The sequence below is a fragment of the Paenibacillus campi genome, from assembly GCF_034659835.1.
GTDB lineage: Bacteria > Bacillota > Bacilli > Paenibacillales > Paenibacillaceae > Saccharibacillus > Saccharibacillus campi.
Genome location: NZ_JAXSQZ010000003.1, coordinates 220,999 through 240,992, shown reverse-complemented (window position 1 = coordinate 240,992; position 19,994 = coordinate 220,999). Strand labels below are relative to the sequence as shown.

The 19,994-nt window shown below is 44.3% G+C and carries 12 protein-coding genes; 4 read left to right on the top strand and 8 right to left on the bottom strand.

Going from position 1 to position 19,994, the window contains the following annotated elements; all coding sequences use genetic code 11:
* Window positions 1-135: 135 nt before the first annotated feature.
* Complete coding sequence (locus tag U1I11_RS09835) at window positions 136-1,365, top strand: MFS transporter (protein WP_322905922.1); 1,230 nt, start codon at window positions 136-138, stop codon at window positions 1,363-1,365.
* A gap of 141 nt (window positions 1,366-1,506) precedes the next feature.
* Here the strand turns inward: U1I11_RS09835 and U1I11_RS09830 are convergent, their stop codons facing one another.
* Window positions 1,507-2,529 carry a UDP-N-acetylmuramate dehydrogenase gene (locus tag U1I11_RS09830; protein ID WP_322905921.1) on the bottom strand — a complete coding sequence of 341 codons (1,023 nt, stop codon included), beginning with the start codon at window positions 2,527-2,529 and terminating at the stop codon, window positions 1,507-1,509.
* 410 nt (window positions 2,530-2,939) lie between these two features.
* Here U1I11_RS09830 and trhO point away from each other — a divergent pair, with 410 nt between their 5' ends.
* From trhO to U1I11_RS09815, 3 genes are all read left to right on the top strand, one after another.
* The gene (trhO, locus tag U1I11_RS09825) at window positions 2,940-3,824 is read left to right on the top strand and encodes an oxygen-dependent tRNA uridine(34) hydroxylase TrhO (protein ID WP_322905920.1); all 885 of its coding nucleotides are present in this window, start codon (window positions 2,940-2,942) and stop codon (window positions 3,822-3,824) included.
* Window positions 3,825-4,641: 817 nt separating this feature from the next.
* Window positions 4,642-5,496, top strand: coding sequence for an AraC family transcriptional regulator (locus U1I11_RS09820; protein WP_322905919.1), 855 nt, complete (start codon window positions 4,642-4,644; stop codon window positions 5,494-5,496).
* A 570-nt stretch (window positions 5,497-6,066) separates the two neighbouring features.
* Complete coding sequence (locus U1I11_RS09815) at window positions 6,067-8,187, top strand: glycoside hydrolase family 36 protein (protein ID WP_322905918.1); 2,121 nt, start codon at window positions 6,067-6,069, stop codon at window positions 8,185-8,187.
* A 714-nt stretch (window positions 8,188-8,901) separates the two neighbouring features.
* Here U1I11_RS09815 and U1I11_RS09810 read toward each other — a convergent pair.
* From U1I11_RS09810 to U1I11_RS09780, 7 genes are all read right to left on the bottom strand, one after another.
* Window positions 8,902-9,741 carry a carbohydrate ABC transporter permease gene (locus U1I11_RS09810; RefSeq protein WP_322905917.1) on the bottom strand — a complete coding sequence of 280 codons (840 nt, stop codon included), beginning with the start codon at window positions 9,739-9,741 and terminating at the stop codon, window positions 8,902-8,904.
* Between the two features lie 30 nt (window positions 9,742-9,771).
* Window positions 9,772-10,668, bottom strand: a complete 897-nt coding sequence (locus tag U1I11_RS09805; protein ID WP_416235610.1) for a carbohydrate ABC transporter permease — start codon at window positions 10,666-10,668, stop codon at window positions 9,772-9,774.
* Window positions 10,669-10,852: 184 nt separating this feature from the next.
* On the bottom strand, window positions 10,853-12,154 hold the full coding sequence (locus U1I11_RS09800) for an ABC transporter substrate-binding protein (RefSeq protein ID WP_322905915.1): 1,302 nt from the start codon (window positions 12,152-12,154) through the stop codon (window positions 10,853-10,855).
* Window positions 12,155-12,593: 439 nt separating this feature from the next.
* Window positions 12,594-14,201, bottom strand: a complete 1,608-nt coding sequence (locus U1I11_RS09795) for a response regulator (RefSeq protein WP_322905914.1) — start codon at window positions 14,199-14,201, stop codon at window positions 12,594-12,596.
* A complete protein-coding gene (locus U1I11_RS09790; RefSeq protein ID WP_322905913.1) occupies window positions 14,198-15,898 on the bottom strand; it encodes a cache domain-containing sensor histidine kinase in 1,701 nt (566 codons plus the stop codon). The genes U1I11_RS09795 and U1I11_RS09790 overlap by 4 nt, the downstream gene beginning before the upstream one ends.
* A gap of 157 nt (window positions 15,899-16,055) precedes the next feature.
* Window positions 16,056-18,251 (bottom strand): CBM35 domain-containing protein, encoded by a 2,196-nt coding sequence (locus U1I11_RS09785; protein ID WP_322905912.1) that lies wholly within the window; start codon window positions 18,249-18,251, stop codon window positions 16,056-16,058.
* 455 nt (window positions 18,252-18,706) lie between these two features.
* Window positions 18,707-19,981, bottom strand: coding sequence for an aminotransferase-like domain-containing protein (locus tag U1I11_RS09780; RefSeq protein WP_322905911.1), 1,275 nt, complete (start codon window positions 19,979-19,981; stop codon window positions 18,707-18,709).
* Window positions 19,982-19,994: the final 13 nt, after the last annotated feature.

Sequence of the window (19,994 nt, the reverse complement as noted above, 5' to 3'; positions counted from 1 at the left end):
TTTCGGCAACTTCGCTCATTTCATTTAAACGGCGACCATTTCGCTTAAATGAAATAACGAGTACAGCAGTTTTGAAAACATTGACTGCTTCATTACACAAATGAGTAACATCCGAAAGGAGCATGATTGTTAACTATGACATTATCCCCCACAGCTTCTGCCTCGCCACAAGCCGTAAACCGCAAAGCTTTATTGTTTGGGCTTGTGTCTGTATTTCTATGTGCGATGGGCTTCGGTATCGTTATCCCGGTTATGCCTTTTCTCGTACAGCCTTACGTGCACAATCCTGCTAACCAGGCAATGATTATCGCTGCGCTTACGTCTGTTTATGCGATCTGTGTGTTTATCGCTTCACCCGGACTCGGTGCACTAAGTGACCGTTATGGGCGGCGTCCGGTACTGTTGTTTTGTCTGCTCGGGTCGATTGTCGGTTATGTGCTGTTTGGGATCGGCGGTGCATTATCGGTTTTATTTGCCGGACGTATTATTGAAGGCATTACAGGCGGTACGATTGCAACATTGTTTGCTTATTTTGCCGATATTACGCCTGCCGAGCAGCGTACACGTTATTTTGGCTGGATCGGTGCTGCCGCTGGCGCGGGTACGATTATTGGGCCTGCACTGGGCGGTATGCTTGCTAGTATTAGTTATACGGCTCCATTGTTTTTTGGCGCTAGTGTTACGTTGCTTAATGTGCTGTATGGCTGGCGTTATATGCCGGAAAGTCTCGCGCCAGCGCTTCGTTTGCAGCGCATTAGCCCCAGCCGCCTAAATCCATTGCTGCAACTTGTCAGCATATTATCGGTCAAACCATTACAGCGACTGCTCATTGCCGCCTTTCTGCTTTGGTTGCCAAGCGGCTCCATACAAGCGATTTTGGCACAGTTTACGTTTGATCTGTTCCATTGGCAACCGGTCTGGATCGGGCTTATTTTCTCAATTATCGGCATGCAAGATATTTTGTCGCAAAGTCTAATTATGCCGCGTCTGTTAACAAGATGGAGCAGCTTGGCGATTGCGCTGCTTGGCATGGCGGCAGAGTTGAGCGGTTATGGGTTGATTGCTGCGTCAGCATCATTTGCTTCGTATGGGCTATTTGTAGCGGGCATGGTTGTGTTCGGATTTGGCGATTCGATTTTTGCGCCTTCTTTTAACGGGTTGTTGTCTGTATCTGTCGATGCTAGTGGACAAGGACGCATTCAAGGTGGCAGCCAGTCGATCCAATCGCTGGCAAGAGTGCTCGGGCCGTTAATTGGTGGACAACTGTATGGATCGCTCGGTCATGGAGCACCAGCATGGATGGGCGTAGTTTGTATTGGCTTTGCGATTGCGATGCTATATCGGATCGTAGATCAGGCAAAATAAACGTTGAACATGCCGATTGAATCATCGTATAACAACGATGCACATAACCAAACAGGCCCGCTATGTCGGACCTGTTGATGTGATCGTCTTCAATTACGTTAATCAGCCTGCATCGCTTGTTCATTACCATACAATCATCGCTTACAAAATAACCACTTCTGGCTCAGGCACAAAACCAAATCGTGCCTGTACCCCTTCCTGCACCAACTGGATCAAATACAACACATCCGCCGCCGTTGCACCGCCGACATTTTGAATAAAATTGCCGTGATGTGGCGAAATACGTGCATTGCCGCACTGTACTCCACGCAATCCAAGCTCATCGACCAACTTGCCGGTAGGCTGTCCAAAATCATAATTGTTTTTAAACACCGACCCACAGCAAGCATGGTCAAAATGATGCTTACCGCCACGATCCGCGATCACATCGTGAAATGCCTGTGGCACCGTATAACCGTCTGCCGCCAACCGACCGAGCCAATTTTGATAATAACGGAAATAATCCGGCAGCACTGAAGCAGTTGCGCTCGCTACCGTCATCTCTTGCATTAACGCCGTCCAGCGCTCGGTTTCCGGCAGTACATAGTCACCTACATACAAATCCGCACCGACGATCACCCACGGATTTTGCTGGAAAATCGACTGTTTATACGCATACTGACAGTCAGCAACACCGATCTGTTGCACACCGTGCTCTGGACGCGTAACATCGATATAATAGACACGATCAAGCAGTCCGCTAATATCGTTATTAAAATATTTGGCATTCATATAAATGCCTGCCCCCATCGTCCCAGGCAGCAAATACGTAAATTCCATGCCTTTCAAACCGGTCATCACGCCGATCAGTGCAAGCCATGTCATCGGCACGCCTGCGGATACAAACAGCCGATCTTCTTTAAATGTAAGCTCTACATGTCGTTTAAGCGATAGAAATAACGTATCATCATGCGGTTGATCTGGAAACAAAATGTTCGAACCCATCCCAAACCATTTCACATCCAGCCCTTTATGTTTGCTTCCTTCCAGCAAGATGGCAAGCTCAGCCGTTGTCGCCGGCAAACCAAGATGCCGTGCCGTACCGCCAATCTCATACGTAGAATAAGGTGCCAGGCTTGCGTTCAACTGGCATAATTCATCAAATTGCAGCGTATTCAAATTCATCGTAACCCCTCTGTTCTACCTTATATTCGATCCCTCTGTATCCATTATCGCCATTATCGTTCCCGTCGTTAACGTACGGTACAGTGCAGTCGGCACGATCCATTGCCTGTGGCGGTGTATCCTGATCCCGGTAATAACGTATCCATGCAGGCATAGCCACGTCATATCGCTTCGTTATGATCAAGATCACTCTATTGTATACCTGCATCCTTTCTATTATATGATATTGCCACTTGAAAACCCAAGCATAAAAATATAACATTTTTCTTATTTTCATCACTTTTTCAACATATCCGTTGACTAAGCTGGTGAACAGGCGTACAATTTTAAATTGCGTTCATCGTTTGCAGGATCATCCTTTTCAACTGATTTAGAAGTTTTCCTACATTTTATGATTAAAGGTGATATTTATGTCCACACATCCATACCGGATTTTGTTGTTTTATAAATTTGTACCACTGACCGATTCGGAAACGTTAACTGCCGAGCATCTGCAATATTGCAAAGACCTGGGCGTAAAAGGCCGTATTCTGATCTCGCCGGAAGGCATTAATGGCACATTGTCTGGCACATGGGAGCAGACCGAGCAATATATGAACGATCTGCTTACCGATGCCCGTTTTGCTGACATTGTATTCAAAATCGACGAGTCCGAAGGTCATGCGTTCAAAAAAATATTCGTTCGTCACAAACAAGAGCTAGTGACATTTCGTCTTGAACAAGATGTCGATCCTAACGTAACGACAGGCACCCATCTGTCACCAAAACAGTTTTACGAGCAATTGCAACGCGATGATGTGATCGTACTGGACGGTCGTAATGACTATGAATACGATATCGGTCATTTCCGTGGTGCGATTCGTCCGCAAGTGGAATCATCACGCGAATTTCCACAATGGATTCGTGAAAACTTAAGTCAGCACAAAGACAAAAAAATTCTTACGTATTGCACCGGTGGCGTACGCTGTGAAAAGCTGTCTGGCTTCCTGCTGAATGAAGGTTTTAATGATGTCGCTCAGCTTGATGGCGGCATCGTCACTTACAGTAAAGACCCTGAAGTACAAGGCAGACTGTTTGATGGCAAATGTTATGTGTTTGACGAGCGGATTTCGGTTAAAATCAATCATACGGATGAAGATGTGATCGTGGGCAAATGCTTCCATTGTGAAGAAACGACCGATCATTATGTCAACTGTCCAGTGTGTAATTTACAGCATATCGTTTGTGATCACTGCGAGGATGAGCATGAGCATTATTGTTCAGATGCTTGTCGGGAAGAAGCGCTTGTTGGGTAATTAGATGGCAGTTAGGCACTAGTGGTGGGTTATGAGTTGTAAGCCGTACATGTAAACTTAGATGAATGAGGATAGAGCTTGTATGTAAACTTTACATGTGTGGCAACCACCACTGCGGTACGGAATAAGGGAACAGACTACCGTCTCGCACCGGAATCTACCGATGAGGAGAGAATGTAGATTCCCGCGTTCAAAAGAGGTAGGGTATTTTGCTACGCAAAAACCTTTTTTTATTGCACACCGTGTTTGGAAACCGTAAACACTGAAGTCGTCCTTACCCCTTATTCCTGCCCGCAGTGAAGTGCTGTTCGCAGCCTACGAGTTTGCGTACACACCGCAGCAAAAATATATCATATTGGCTCGAAAGCGAATCATGTATAGCTATATTCGGATATATTGACTATATTACACACTAATTTTATACATACTTATAAATTAAAGCGAGACAAGCTACTAACTGCACGTTAGTTTGCATGAAGTTAAAGTTTATAAAAAGGCGAACCTGTATAGATCAAGGTTCGCCTTTTTCTGTCTCCAAACTTCAATCTGACCACATAATCTGTTACATTAAACTTAAAATATACAATACATAACATCTGTTTGTATAACAGGTACTTATTATGCGGTCTAATCTATGCGGAACATGCAAGCCCTGCCCTATCCCTATCCAACCTATCTTTAACCAGTTCTTATTGATTTAGTGTTATTGATTCCGGTATGAATATCGATAAACATATTCAGCTTTACTAACTATATTGATCCAAATAGCCGTTTTACCGACCTATTCAACCTATCGAATAAAGCGAGGTTAACGATCATGTTTATGGAAAGTGATGAACGAAAAGAAGTGTTTTTTACTGATCCGCTGCTTAGCGAATTGTATGTGATGAATATCGGGTACGAGAAATGTTTGCCTGGTCATAGTTTTGGGCCGCAAATTCGTGAATATTATGTATTGCATTATATTTTGCGTGGTAAAGGGCAATTTCGTTCACGTGAAACGGTGTATCATTTGAAACCGGGCAATTTCTTTTTGATTGAGCCGAACGATTTGTATGCTGTTTATGAAGCAGATGAACAGGAGCCGTGGGAATATGTATGGATTGGCTTTCACGGTAGTCGTGCCGGACAGGTGCTGCAAGAGCTTGGTTTTCATACTCATGTACAGGTCGGCATGCTGCATAATCGTGAGGAAGCGGAATCGTACATTCATGCACTCATTACGGATCATTGGCTACGTCATCATTCGATGTTGCGTGTACAAGGCGATTTTTTGCATATGCTGTCTTATTTTCGGATTGATCCGCCTACACGTCATATCGATTATACGCCAGGTAGCCGCCGCCATTATGTCGATCTGTTTATTGTTCATGTGCGCACCTCCTACTGGAATCCAGAGCTGACGGTCAGCAGTATTGCAGCACAGATTGGTATTCATCCGACCTATCTTACGCATATGATTCAAAGCGAATTACAGCAAACATCATTGCAGTATTTAACGCATTACCGTATGCTGCGCGGTAAATTCCTGTTGGAAAATACCGATTATACGGTGGAAAAGGTGGCACATGCGGTCGGCTATGCCAATCCACTATCATTTGCGCGCGCATTCAAACGTTTATTTGGTGTACCGCCTGGCTCATATGGCAAAAGTAGTAAGCAGCATAGCTAATATGTGCATACGATAAACTTCTTTAGGCTTAGGCGGCATTAAACTCCGTGCGAGAGCATGAATTGAAATGGATCAAGAAATGGAACTCGCACCATATCCGTATCTATCGCGCTTCACATTTAGTACGGTCAGCGTACACGCCTTAGCTCGGATCATAAAAACAACTAATACTATCGCCCATTGTGTTTGTGATTGTTCAATGAAATTGAATTCGCTCCATTTGCTGCAAGCCGTAGTAAACGTCTGTTCAGTGTACCGCTCACTTCAACTACACGCAGCACACATAAATATCGCCTACAGTTTGCCAGTATACTCGATTCAACTCCAATTCCTCTCCACTTCCCTTCCCGCAGCCACTTTTGCTATTTCGTAAAAGTGCCTGCTTTTGGTGCTGTCTGTACAAAAATTACAATATGGGAAATTGTATAGTTATCGTTTGATACGGTTATAGGCATAGACGCAGAAAGCGATACAATTAATGTAAGCGCCTACTCAGGTGCGATAGACCCCAGTTCACTTTAATCGTGCACTGCTTGCTATTTTATATTTGAACAGGAAGGGTTGGACCGTATGACTCAATTGTATGAATATCAAATTTATGGCGTCCATGTATTATTTGAAGTTAATGATCAGCAGTTGATTCGCTTGCTGCATCTATCCAGTGCGCCGATTCCGGATGTGGAACAGTTGGCAGAGCAGCGTAAACGTGCCAGCGTGTTAGTCGAGTTGCAGCTTACCGGTTTTAACAGCCCCGGACATAAAGGCACGCGTCTGTCCAACACATTGCCTGGCACCGAATTGATTTTCAAACATATTTCACAACAGGCAGATCGATTGTTAATCACTCAAATTTATGAACCTGGCTGCTCCTTAATCGTCGATACACATATGCAATTTTTCCCTGGTCTGCGAACGGTTAAAGTATGGAGCGAGATTACGAATACAGGCGCTGAACCGTTAGGCATCGAATACATCTCCTCACTCAATGTCGTCGGCATTAACAGCGATCATTCCGCTTTGCCTTACACCGCTAATCATGTGTATTTGCCGCACAATTCGTGGACAGGCGAGAATCAATGGCGCAAATACAGTCTACCAGAGCTTGGTCTATTGTATGCACTTGATGGCGAGAAATTACAAGATTCCACCAAAGTGATCGCTGTATCCAACAATTCATCCTGGTCATGCTCACAATTTGCGCCGATTGGTGTAGTGGAAAATGACTATACCGGTATGGCGACATTTTGGCAAATCGAACATAATGGCGCTTGGCATTGGGAATTGACCGATGCGGCACTTGGTAAACAATTGGCACTGCGATTAAGCGGTCCCACCGAGCTGCACAATCACTGGTGGAAAAATCTGTTGCCTGGCGCATCGTTTACGACGGTTCCGGTCGCTTTTGGCGCCGTTCCTGGCGGCTGGCAGGCGGCGATTGGGGAGCTGACTCAGTATCGACGTACCATTCGCCGACCTAATGCGGATAATAGACAACTGCCAGTTATTTTTAATGATTATATGAATTGTCTGTCCGGCGATCCAACGACCGCCAAAGAGCTGCCGCTTATCGATGCAGCTGCTATGGCGGGCTGTGAATATTTTGTTATCGATTGCGGCTGGTATTCAGACGGTTATTGGTGGGACAATGTGGGCGAATGGCAGCCATCGCAGGCGCGCTTCCCTGGCGGGTTGATCGAAGTGATCGATTATATTAAGTCTAAAGGCATGATTGCCGGGTTATGGCTGGAAATCGAAGTTATGGGCATTAACAGTAAACTGGCGGCGAGTTTGCCGGATGACTGGTTTTTTATGCGGCATGGCAAACGGATTATCGATCATAGCCGCTATCATCTCGATTTTCGCAATTCGCAGGTGCGCGATTATGCAACCTCTGTCATTCAGCGGCTGGTGAATGATTATGGTATCGGCTATATCAAAATGGACTACAATATTACGACTGGCATCGGTTCGGACGTGAACAGCGACAGCTTTGGTGACGGTTTGTTGGAACATAATCGTGCGTATTTACAGTGGCTTGATCATATTTTTGCTATGTATCCTGAGCTTGTCATTGAAAATTGTGGTAGTGGCGGCATGCGGCATGATTACCAGATGTTGGCACGCCATAGCATTCAATCGATTACCGATCAAACGGAATATGTACGTAACGGCGCGATTGCTGCCGCTTGTGCAGCCAATGTAACACCGGAGCAGGCAGCCATTTGGTCGTATCCGCTACGTGAAGGTGATCGGGAAGAAGTTATTTTTAATATGGTCAATACGATGCTGCTGCGCATTCACCAGAGCGGACATTTGGGCGAGCTGACCGATGATCGTTTGCTGCTCGTCAAAGAGGCGATTGACGTATACAAAACTATTCGGCACCATATCGCCGCTGGATGCCCTGTCTGGCTCACCGGCATCCCGCTAATTGACGACGAATGGTTTAGCTTTGGTATCGAAACGCCGGAAAGTCTGTACCTTGCCGTCTGGCGTACAGAAAGTTTAAACGATCATTTTACCGTACACTATCCAGCACAAGCGATCGAAACGGTGACACAGCTTTATCCTAATCCTATGCAAGACGAGCATGCTACGCACAGTGTGCACGAGGATACGATCCACTTCCATTTTAAGCAAAATAAAATCGCGCGACTGTACGAAGTCCGCAAAGTAAGCAATCCAGTATAACCGTATACAAACAAAACGATAGCAATACTGGAAGTGAGATACGATCACAAATAGCATAAACAACGAGCCAAAGCATAACAGCGACCGAATATACAAGAGCATATAGTAGCTACAAATACCGAATAAGCTGTCTAAAGTAAAATGAGAGCTAGGTTCCTCTAAACCTGTTCATAAATAAGACGGGGATGCGCTGCACTTACTGCACATTTAAAGTAAGACAAACTACCAAACCTAGTAGCTTGACCAAATTAAATATTAATTTTGATTGTGTACTGAAATCCTGATCCATGCGATCTTAAAACAGATTCAACACTCAAATTAATCTTGGTCAATGTGCTAGCCACGAAACAACGCCCATATAAAAGCTTGCATCGATAACAAATAGCTGTACGATAGCCTAACTACAGAGCCTATTGAAATATACCGTCTACACCGCCAACCTTATTCTTTTTTCGTATGATAAAGATAAGGTTGGCGGTGTATTCATCTGGGATTAGGTATATCTTTCCCCCTACCTCCCTACATCCGTTTTGCGCTATATCCCTCCACAAGCAAACAAGCATAAGCCGCGATGGTGGCTTATGCTTGTTTGGTTCAACTGAACTGTTTATATGCTATTTCATCATTCACTTTAACGATACTTAAGTTACTTTAACAATATTGATTGTAACGACTACGACTACCAGCTACTCTCCCTAACTAGCGCTAAATGAATCAGCCTTTCACCGAGCCAGCAGTCATTCCTTCCACGAGGAAGCGCTGCATGAACACAAACATTAACACTACTGGCAGTACGCTCAGTACCGATGACGCCATCAGGCTACCCCAGTCCGTTTGGAACAAACCTTTGAACAAATAAATGCCTGGTGTTAACGTACGATGCTGATCATCGTTAATAAATACGAATCCAAACATAAATTCATTCCATGAGTTCAAAAAGGCGAACATGCCTGCTGCAATCATACTTGGCAACGATACCGGCAGCAAAATGCGGAAAATCAATCCTATACGCGAACAACCATCAATCTCTGCCGCTTCTTCCATATCGATCGGAATCGAGTCGAAAAATCCTTTTAACATAAACGTACACAGCGGCACCGTAAATGTCGTATATGCCAAAATAAGCGAGCTGTACGTATTGATCAAACCTAAATCTTTCATCGTTAAATAAAGCGGGATCAGCAGCAGTACACCTGGTATCATCTGCGATAACAGCATCGCTACACTGAATATTTTGATGCCGCGAAAGCGGATAAAACGACTAAGCGCATAGCCTGCAAAAATGGAAATCATTAGCGATAAAAATGTAACGACAACCGATACAAACACACTGTTGCGAAAATAAGTCAAAAACTTCGATTGCGTAATGACATTAATAAAATGTTCCATCGTCGGATGATCCACAATAAAGCTAGGCGTGATCGTACGAATCTGATCGGTCGGCTTTAAAGCAGTAACGACCATCCACAAAAATGGAAACAAACAATAAAATGAAAATCCGAGCAAAATGACGTAAGTTAACACTTGGAAAAAAAGCTGTTTCTGTTTGCTCATCAGCATACCGTTCTCTCCTCCCTCTATTTGTTAACGGTTCGCTTTGCGAACAGACATGAAATAATAGAGCAAAAACGCAGTCATCATAAAGCCGAGCATCATCGACGCCAATGCGGACGCATAACCAAAATTGTACGTTTGCATCGCATAACGATAAATTTCAATCGGTAACGTTTCAGTCGCGTACAATGGTCCGCCTTCCGTCATCACCCAAATAAAGTCAAAGTTGATCGCTGTCCAAATCAAGTGAATGAAAATGATCGTCAGCGATACGCTTTTTAATTGCGGTAATACAACTTTAAAAAATCTTACTCGTACGCCTGCACCATCGATCGCTGCGGCTTCCAGTATGTCTTTGGAAACCGATTGCAAGCCTGCGAGCAAACTGATCGTATAAAACGGAAAGCTTCTCCATATGTTGACAAAGATTACAACGTACAACGCTGTATTCATTTGACCTAACCAATTGTAAGGTTGGGAAATAATCCCTAGGTTCACTAACCAGTAATTAATAATGCCGTAGCTAGGATCAAGCATCCATGTCCATGTCATCCCGGCAATAACGATCGGTACGACCCACGGAATAATGATCATACCGCGAAACAAGGCGCGAAAACGAATGTTTTGATTTAACGCTAACGCTGTGATCAGTCCAAATACGTATTCACCAGCGACGGACAGAATCGTCCAGATTAACGTATTGACTAATGCACCTTTAAAATTTTCACTTTGCAATACAGCTACATAATTGGATAAACCAGCAAAACCGGATAAAGCGCGATTCAGCAAATTGATTAATTGAAAGCTGTCCCACACCACCGTAATGAGTGGATAGGCATTGAGCAATAGGAAAAATAATAACGCTGGGATTACAAAATAATATGCGACTATTCGAATACGTTTCTCACGTAATGTCAAACCACTCACCACTTTTTCCGAGTAATTGAAGCAAACGGAACCGACTATAGGTAGGAATCATCATCGTCAAGCTCCGTTTGCTCCATCAGCTCTATTTCTATTAGTTACCGCTTGTACCGTTCTGTTTTAACGAATCTACTTCCTTGATCGATCTACTTCCTATCTTCTAAATGAGGATGCGTTTAATGATCATTTAGCTTCCGCTTAGCTGCCCACTTGCTTTCAAACTATCGTTAATTGCTTGACTGAGCCAAGCAGCGGTTGCTGCTGGTGAATCATTTTGTAAATACAGACGTGCCAGCGAATCTTGCATCGCTTGTGTTACACCACCAAGTGAAATCGGCGGGAAGTTTACGCCTTGCGATGTGAGTTCCATAAATTGTTTGCCCCAAGCGCCGACGATTGCATCACTGCGCGGTGCAGACGATGGGTTAACTTTGGACTGGTATTCTTTGCTCATCAGGAAGGAAGCAAATTCCCATGCTTTGTCCAGATGATCTGATTTGTACAAGTACAATGGCGCAATTTCCAGGAATGTAGCTGGTTTAGCACCATATGGTGGTGGCGCGATTTTAACATCTTTCATGCCGGATGGATTTTCATCCGTACGGCCTTCGATCCAACTACCGTTAACCGACATTGCATTTTGAGCAAGTACAAAGTTTTGGTCTTCTTCTTCCCAGCCCCAAGTTTTGGCGTTAGGATCAATCGTATTACTGCTCAGCAAATCTTTGTAAAATTGGAACACTTGTGTTGCTTTTTTCATTTGATCCGGGTCTTCTTGCCATGTGTTTCTGTATTTGCCGCCACCTTCGTCTTTGACGAGCTGTACGTCATTTTGCGCTAAATACGTAAACAATTCCTGGGAAGAACGCACGCCGCTAGCCGCGATACCAAATGCGTATTTACCTGTTTTTTGCTTGATGACAGGACCCATTTTCAGCAGCTCATCCCATGTTTTTGGCGGAGCGTTAAAGCCGGCTTTTTGCAGCATGCTGTCATGGTACAGCAATGCACGAATACCGATATAGTTCGGAAGCGCTTTCACTTTTCCGTCAAAAGTAAGCCCTTGCAATACGTTAGGGTATAGTTTATCTTTATCTGCCCATTTATCTACATAAGGAGTCAAATCTGCCAGTGCGTCCATCTGGTTCAATTCACCAAACCATTCGCCCAGTCCCCATGTCAAATCCGGTGCATCGCCTGCTGTTACCGCAGCGATTAATTTCTGGTGCATAACATCATAGGAGATAACTTGCATATTTACTTGCACATCTTTATGTTCGCTATTAAATTGCTGAATTTGTTGCTGGATTTCTTTCCCCTGATCTGTGCTCGGATCAAGCGCCGCCCAAAAGTTTAGCGTCACTACGGAGTTGGCATTGTTGGAACTGCTTGATCCGGTTGTGGAATTGGCACCACTGCTACAACCTGCAAGCAGCGTCATGATGACACTAGCAACCATCGTTAACTTCCATGCTTTTTTTAGTTTCATTGTTTTCGTCCTTTCCGTAATTGCTGTCTTAGTATCGGGCTTGTTGGCCTAGCTTTATTGTAAGCAGACCGGCACTTGCTGCCCAGATGACGAAATTCAGATTATGGTTTAAATTATTCAACTCTTTTGGTGGGGGGAGTGGGAGGAAACTTTGGTTGCTGAAGCAGACACCACTGTGGGGAGGAATAAGGGGACGGACTCCCATCTCGACTAGGAATCTACGGATGAGGAATACATGTAGATTCCTAGTCTCAAATCTGTAGGGTATTTTGCTTTGCAGCTTGATCATGAATAGACCCAGATACGTTCAAACTTGATTTTTACTTGCGACAGCCTATTATTTTGACAGAGATTAATTTTAAGATAGGAAGCGGTCTAATTTTTTAAATGCACCACTATGGGTACGCAATCAAAGTTGAAATTTAAGTTGGTCTAATTGTTAGCTGTTAATACGCTCCTGCTTAAATTGGCTTGGTTGAGTGCCGGTTGCTTTTTTGAACACTTGGCTAAAATAGCGTGCGTCGGTATAGCCGACTCGGGCGGCAATTTCGTATGTTTTTAGATCGGTGTTAAGCAACAGTTTTTTGGCTTGCTCGATACGGATACGGGTTAGGAATTCGAGAAAACTTTCGTTATTTTCCTCTTTGAACAATGTACAAAAGTAATTTTTGTTAATGAAAAAGCGGCGTGATATTTCTTCTAGTGTTACGGTGCAATAATGTTCGCTTACATAACGTTTAATGAGTGTGATCAATTGACGTGCAGTGCGGGATTTGTTTTGTTCTGATGATTGATGCATATGGTACATAATCAGCTCAAACAAACGGTTTTTCATCTGTTCGATGTCCAGTTCTTGCATACTGGAACGTATTTGTGCCAGTAGCATTAAGGTGTGCTCGTCTTTTTGCTCGACTTCCAGCCGTTGGAGCAGTCGTGTAATATTCGTTTGCAGCTCATTGATGCTCGTCTGCTCTAGCTGGCTACCTTGCAGTAATGTATCAAGTTTATCGATAAAAGGCATCTGATTGTGCAGTGCTCCCGTATCGAGCATGACGCCGAGCCATTCATGCACTTCTTCCCATAGCGTCTGCTGACTGGGTGCAGACATCGTATTCATCTCAGCATAAAAGGCGATCGTATCGCGGTCGGACAGACGTAATTGCTTAATCGCATGCCTTGCCTCTTGATACGCATTTTCCATCGCGATAATGCGCTTTTTGCGTGCGCTAATGCCAAGCTTCACACTCACTCGCAAATAGGATGACAGCGCAGTTTGCATTTTTTTGAGCATCCGTTCTAAGATAGTACGATCTTTGGCGGTAGAATGGAAAAACAAAAACTCATGGTAACCGTTCAAATTACGAAAAATATCCGTATCTTCATCATAGACAGCCATACTTTCCCTTATAATATTGCGCACAGCAAAATAGAAAGAGCCTTTGTCACTTTCAAATCGACTGACAATGCTTGATTTCACATCCAGCAACTTGATCATTACAATATGATATGCTTCTTCCGGCACTCTAATTTTAAGCTGCTCTGCTTCGACGATAATTTCATTTTCATTCCGTGTGTGCGTACTGAGCAGATGGCTAATCCATTCATCCTGCATTAATTGCAACCCTTGATATAGCGCAACTTGCTGTTCACGATATTGATATCTCGATTGCGATTCCTGCATCAAATCGGCTTCAACTCGGCTAAGCAAATGCAGTAATTCCGCTTCATTGACAGGTTTGAGCAAATAATCTTTTACATGTAACAAAAATGCGGCGCGTGAATATTCGTAGTCTCCATAACCGCTTAAGACGATAACTTTTGCCGTAATGCTAGACTGTTCAAGCCATGCCAAAAATTGCAGCCCATCCATATGCGGCATCCGTATATCGGTCAAAATTACGTTCGGCTGCTCCTGCTCAGCGATTTGACACGCTTCTTCGCCATTATAGGCATGTCCAACGATTTTCCAGCCGTATTGTTCCCAGTCTAGGCACTGTTCTAGCTGTCTATGCACCGTTACTTCATCATCGACAATTAATACTTTCATCCTTGATCAACCTCCTTCAGCGGTAGTCGAAATGTTAACAATGTGCCTGTATTAGGCTTGCTGCTAATTTCAATCCCGTACGTGGCACCACAGATTAGCTTAATTCTCGTCTGAATATTAAGCAGTCCAATCGAAGCACCGGAAGCTTGGGCAAAAATTTCATCATGATTGAGTGAATATCGCAGCTGTTCCAGCGCCGATCCGTCAATGCCGACGCCATTGTCCAGCACACGAAACACAAGTGTACGCTGTTGCCAATCGACAGCGGCGCTAATGCGCATCAGCTTTTTGCCTTGAATTAATGGCAGCAAACCATGCTCGACCGCATTTTCCACCACAGGCTGCAAAATCAACTTCGGAATCCATAAATTACGAATGGACGGCTCTAGATGAATCATAATTTTGATGCCGTCTGGCAGTCGTTTATTAATAATTAACATATAATTGCGCACATGGGCAATTTCGTCTTTGACCTGTACCCATTCACGATTAATATCAATATTGTAGCGATACATATTGCTTAATGATTGACAAATAAATCGCATTTCCGGCACCTGATTGACAATCGCAATGTTGGAAATCAACTGTAATGTATTAAACAGAAAATGCGGCGAAATTTGCGATTGCAGTGCTTTAATTTGCGATTCCTGATTTTTAAGTTGTAGCTTGAGTTCATGATCGACATGTTCTTCGATCCGGCTTGCCATTTCGTTAAACTGGCGTCCGAGAAAAGCGATTTCGTCCGTCGTTGACAGTTGCACACTAACATTGTACTTGCCGCGCCGAATCTCATTCATTTTGGCGCATAATTCGATGATCGGTTTCGTAATATTATGACTTAGCCATAATCCGAGTACGACACTAAATAGAAGCGAAAACACAATAATACCGATCGCAAAATGACGAAAAAACAATAGCTGTGGTGAAATATCAAACTCATACCGCAATATTTTGTCTCCAAACGGCAACTTTACTTGCACCGTTTCCGCATAAGCTGGCGTCGGTTTGACTAACGGGGTACGATAGATTAGCTCGTTATTATGATCCCAAATCGTCATTTGTCCATTTGCAAAAATATTGTATCGCTCCAGCATCGCCGCAAACGGCTGTTCATCCATATCGATCACAAGCACGGCAAACGGATGACCTAACATTTTGATCGGATACAAATAACGAATAATCGGCTCCCCATAAATGCTATCCTGATTAATCGTAAATGTCGGTTCTTCATACGGTGGCAATAACGGAGCGATCGTCTTTTTATTGTATTGCTGCTGCAGCCGCAAATAATAATACGGGAAAAAATCAGCGTACACATTACCGGAAAAGTCAAGAATATACATGCCTTTAACACCTTTATCTTCCAGACGTGAGTACGTATTAAGATAATATTCCTTGAACTGAAGCAATAAATTGTAGTCCAGCCGCTCGCCTGGATGTTCCCGTACGCTTTTATACAGCTGATGTACCATCGTATAGTTGGAATACAATTGATAAGACGTTTCCTTCATCTCGTCCATATATTGCTGCAGTTGCAGCTCTAAATCTTCCGAGATGCGGGTTTGTGCGAACAGACGATTTTGCTCAATATTTTGGGACACTTGCCATAAGATAACTACAGATGTGAGTAATAATGGACAGATTGTAGTTACCAGCATAGCTATCGCAATTTTGGTACGAATTCTTCTCGTCTTCATTCCCGTTCACCCGCTCACTTAAATTGTAAAGCGACGATCTGCTGTGTAATACGGGAAATGGATGCACGCTTAAAAGCAGTGCATCCACTCCTGTATCATTTGTTTGTACCGGCGCAGTACAGCTATCATACAATGCTGATCGCTATACGCCTATACCTTAATTTTGCGATTGGTACGTGTCTCCGACTACACTGCTCACAACCGGCAACCCTTGTACAAATGGCGCTGCGATCTTAATAAGATCGATATTTGGCACGTAACCATCCGCATTGCTGAACTTAATCGTATTCGCTCCAGCTTTGAGCTGTACGTCAAATGTAACCGTCTGGAAATTGCTCCAGCTACGTGTGTTAAAGAAATAACGGGTTTGCGTTTGATCACCATTGACAGTAATGTTGGAAATTCGATCTACGATGTTTGTATTGTATTCGTGATTGCCTTCCACTTCCGCATTGGCAAATGCAACGACTAGACGATACGTGCCTGCCTGATCCACATTAATATCGTTGAATTGCAATGTGTTATCAGCGCCAGCGCCGATCCAGCCTACATATTTGCCACCCGATGCAGCCGAAGAATCTTCAACTCTAGCTGTACCTGACAATGTGTTATTGTTCGCTTCTGCCTGATACACACCAACATCACCATTGCCTTGTGATACATTCAAATAGTCGATCGCCGTGGAACCGGAATTGCCACTGGCATTATCATAATTGATCAGGTTAATGCCTTTGGACAAAAATACAGTCAGGCTTTCCGTATTCCATGTATCGGTTGGCAACAACGATACACTTGTCAGCGGTTCGCCGTTAACGACGATATTCGCTTTGTTGTTCGCAGTAGTCGAGTAACGAAGATCAAGATTGTAATAACCGTCAGCAGGAACTTGAACGACATAATCCGTCGAAGCCTGCTGTCCGCCAGGCAATGTCACATAACCTGTGCCGGAATAGCCGGTACGACCACCATAATCAACCGTTGCTGCTCCATCCACTTTAGCATATTCCGCTTCATAACGTCCTGCGTTATTTACGGTAGACAAGCTTGTCGCCGGTGTAACGATCAACTGATATGCCGACTTCGCTTGCAGATTGCTTAACGGTACATTAATTTGACCATTGGATACGGTGTAATCGCCTTCTTGTACGACATACGGGCCGCTTGAAGGAGATGTGCCTGTGCTGTCTACGCCCCATACTGTGGCGTGAACGCTCTGACCGAATGTGCCTGCAGACAAACCTTTGACATTAATAGTGGTGGAATACGTATTGTCAGGGTAAGAACCGCCGAACACAACGCGTACTTGTTTTTTGGAATTATCGACGGTAGCCAGCCCCTGGAATGAACCGTTCGTGGTCGTTGGCGTTGTGGCAACTGTATTGCCAGTCATTTCACCATACCATTTGTACAGCCACCAGCCACCGGTTGGCGTATCATTTTGTGTGACCAAATCATTCAATGTGCCTGCTGTTGTCCAATAAGCAAGCATGCCATCCACTTTGCTATTTTCAAGACGGGTTACCCATTGTACAAGTTCGCCCGGAATCGCCAGATCAGATGGACGTGCATATTCGTTAATCGCAATCGGCGTCGTACTAATGCCCAATTGCTGCTCAATGCTTCTTAAATCATTGTAATGATTGTACCAGTCGGTGAAGAAATCATTGTTCAGTTCATGCCATGTTACAACGTCAGGCAATACGTTATTGGCTTTCGCAAAGTTGAAAAAGTCATGCATAAATTGCGCATGATAGGCGGCTGTATTAGGGCCGCCGATTTTGGCATCCGGATCAAGCTGTTTAATGCGTTGATATACCGTTTTCCAATCCGCGAAAAATTTCTTTTGTGCGTCACTACCAGTTTGGGTTAACCCTTGATACCAGATGCCATCCGGTTCATTAAACGGAATGTACACAAATTTGGAATGATTCGGGTCATTCACGACTTTAGGCACCATCACATCGATTTTATTCAAGTAATCATCCAGCCCCAAATTTTCATACGGCCAATTTTTGTAAATGTCCTGCATGTAAATTTGGATTTCTTTACCGCCAGCTGCCAGAAATTCCGGTGCCACTTTCAGTGCATCGCCGTTTGGATGCTGCAAGCCATCCGGTGCTTTTTGCGCGATCGCTTGTGGGCTTAACGGTGCCAGCATATTCGGATTTGGCACGCCAGGGCTACCTAATCCGTACAGAAAACCGGAAGCACCGTGTTTAATCGCACCGGTGCTTTGCGAAACATCGACCGTAAGCTGTTCCGCTGCTGCTTTCGCCGGTGTGACAGGCCCAAGCATAGCTGCGACCAAACCGACCGTAAGTAAACTAATTCCCCATGTTTTTCTTTTTCCCATGTGTACTCTCCTTTAAACATAGAATGGTTAAACGGGATGGTACCTACATAAGTATAAGCAGAAAGCGGTTTCATCCTGCTTCACAGTTAATTTACCAACTGTTCGTTCAAAAGCATAGGCGAAAAAATTCCGATTAATGTTGTATATATTCAGAATTTTAGCGATGCATAAATCAAATTTTATCTTTAATCCGAAAAGCTTAATTAAGTAATAATATAGTATACACACTCCACCGCTTACAAGTTCTGCTTGATAAAAAATTACGATATTTTTTTCCGCTAATAACGATATGATACGTTTCATAATAAAAGGACAATAATCGGCGCGTAGTATTCACACCGATCATTGTCCTTTTACATCCACTCTAAAATAAGCGTACTATTTATGCAATTTTGCCTGCTAATATGCATATTGGAACAAGTCTACCAGCGGTTTATACATTCGTTTCGCATGGATTATGCATGGCGATTTCCCGTGTTCACCCCTTCGGCGGCATAAGCAGAAACAACCTTATTTAGCTGCCCAAGCTGTTCTTCCTGCTCCGTATAGGCGGTAGCAAGACGTGCGATCCCTTGTTCAATCTGCTCGGCGCTGCAATAACTAAAGCAAAGACGCAACTGATGATGCACATCACGTTCAGGATAAAAGCTCCGTCCATCCACAATGCTAACCCCATAGTGCAGTGCTCGCTGTTGTAACTCGGTCGTATCGATCTCTGGGCGAAAAGAAAGCCAGAGAAAAAAACCGCCATCCGGCAGCACATAACGAACCGTATCACCAAAATAACGATCGATTGCGGTTGCCATTACGTCGCGTTGCTGTCGATAATACGTCCGTAACCGTTCCACATGTTGCTCGAAATCGATATGTTGCAACAGTGCGGCGACGATCTCTTGTGTGAATACCCCTGTGCTGCCGCCCAACATTAGAATCCGCAGTCGATCGATCAGCTGCGGATGCGCAATCATCCAGCCGAGTCGCAAACCGGGAGCGATAATTTTGGAAAATGTATTTAAATAAATCGTACGTTCCGGTGCAAGCGAGTACAATGTGGGCAATAGCTGCCCTGTAAAATTCAGCTCACCATACGCATCATCTTCCAGTACATAAAAATGATATTCACGCGCCAGTTCCACCAACCGCTGACGCTTGGCGAGCGACAACGTTACTCCACCCGGATTATGATACGTTGGCATCGTATACAGCAACTTAGGCAGTGGGCGGCCTGCTGCACGCTGTTGCCGTAACGCTTGTGCCAGTAGCTCTACATTCAGCCCGTCCGCCTCCAGTGGAAAAGAGCGAATAATTGCACCGGACAAACGGAATGCCTGCAATGCACTAAAAAAAGTCGGTGCCTCTGTCCATACTTCATCGCCAGGTTCTATTAGCAATTGTGCTGCCAATGCTAGTCCCTGTGTCGCTCCATACGTAACAAGCACATGATTGGGCGTCGCCTCGATGCCATTTTGACGAGCACGCTGCTCGATCCAGCGTGCAATATAAGCCGGTCCAGGCGCTCCCGAATATTGCAGCGCTTCTCTGCCATGCACTGTAATGGCATCTGTTGCTGCCTTTTCCAGCTCAGCCAGTGGAAACAAATTCGGCGCAGCAAAGCCAAATGATAAATGTATATGATCCGCAGTCGTTACCGTTGTGCTGCCGATTGATGGCGTATTCGGAATGAGACGGGATAACAGCTTCAGATCAGGCAGATGGGCAGATTCATTCATCGCTACATCCCTC

Bases quoted from the DNA above. Each gene is read 5' to 3' on its own strand.
- U1I11_RS09835 (WP_322905922.1), top strand. From the start codon at position 136: ATGACATTATCCCCCACAGCTTCTGCCTCGCCACAAGCCGTAAACCGC.
- U1I11_RS09785 (WP_322905912.1), bottom strand. From the start codon at position 18,251: ATGGGAAAAAGAAAAACATGGGGAATTAGTTTACTTACGGTCGGTTTG.
- U1I11_RS09795 (WP_322905914.1), bottom strand. From the start codon at position 14,201: ATGAAAGTATTAATTGTCGATGATGAAGTAACGGTGCATAGACAGCTA.
- U1I11_RS09800 (WP_322905915.1), bottom strand. From the start codon at position 12,154: ATGAAACTAAAAAAAGCATGGAAGTTAACGATGGTTGCTAGTGTCATC.
- U1I11_RS09810 (WP_322905917.1), bottom strand. From the start codon at position 9,741: ATGAGCAAACAGAAACAGCTTTTTTTCCAAGTGTTAACTTACGTCATT.
- U1I11_RS09815 (WP_322905918.1), top strand. From the start codon at position 6,067: ATGACTCAATTGTATGAATATCAAATTTATGGCGTCCATGTATTATTT.
- trhO (WP_322905920.1), top strand. From the start codon at position 2,940: ATGTCCACACATCCATACCGGATTTTGTTGTTTTATAAATTTGTACCA.
- U1I11_RS09830 (WP_322905921.1), bottom strand. From the start codon at position 2,529: ATGAATTTGAATACGCTGCAATTTGATGAATTATGCCAGTTGAACGCA.
- U1I11_RS09820 (WP_322905919.1), top strand. From the start codon at position 4,642: ATGTTTATGGAAAGTGATGAACGAAAAGAAGTGTTTTTTACTGATCCG.
- U1I11_RS09780 (WP_322905911.1), bottom strand. From the start codon at position 19,981: ATGAATGAATCTGCCCATCTGCCTGATCTGAAGCTGTTATCCCGTCTC.
- U1I11_RS09790 (WP_322905913.1), bottom strand. From the start codon at position 15,898: ATGAAGACGAGAAGAATTCGTACCAAAATTGCGATAGCTATGCTGGTA.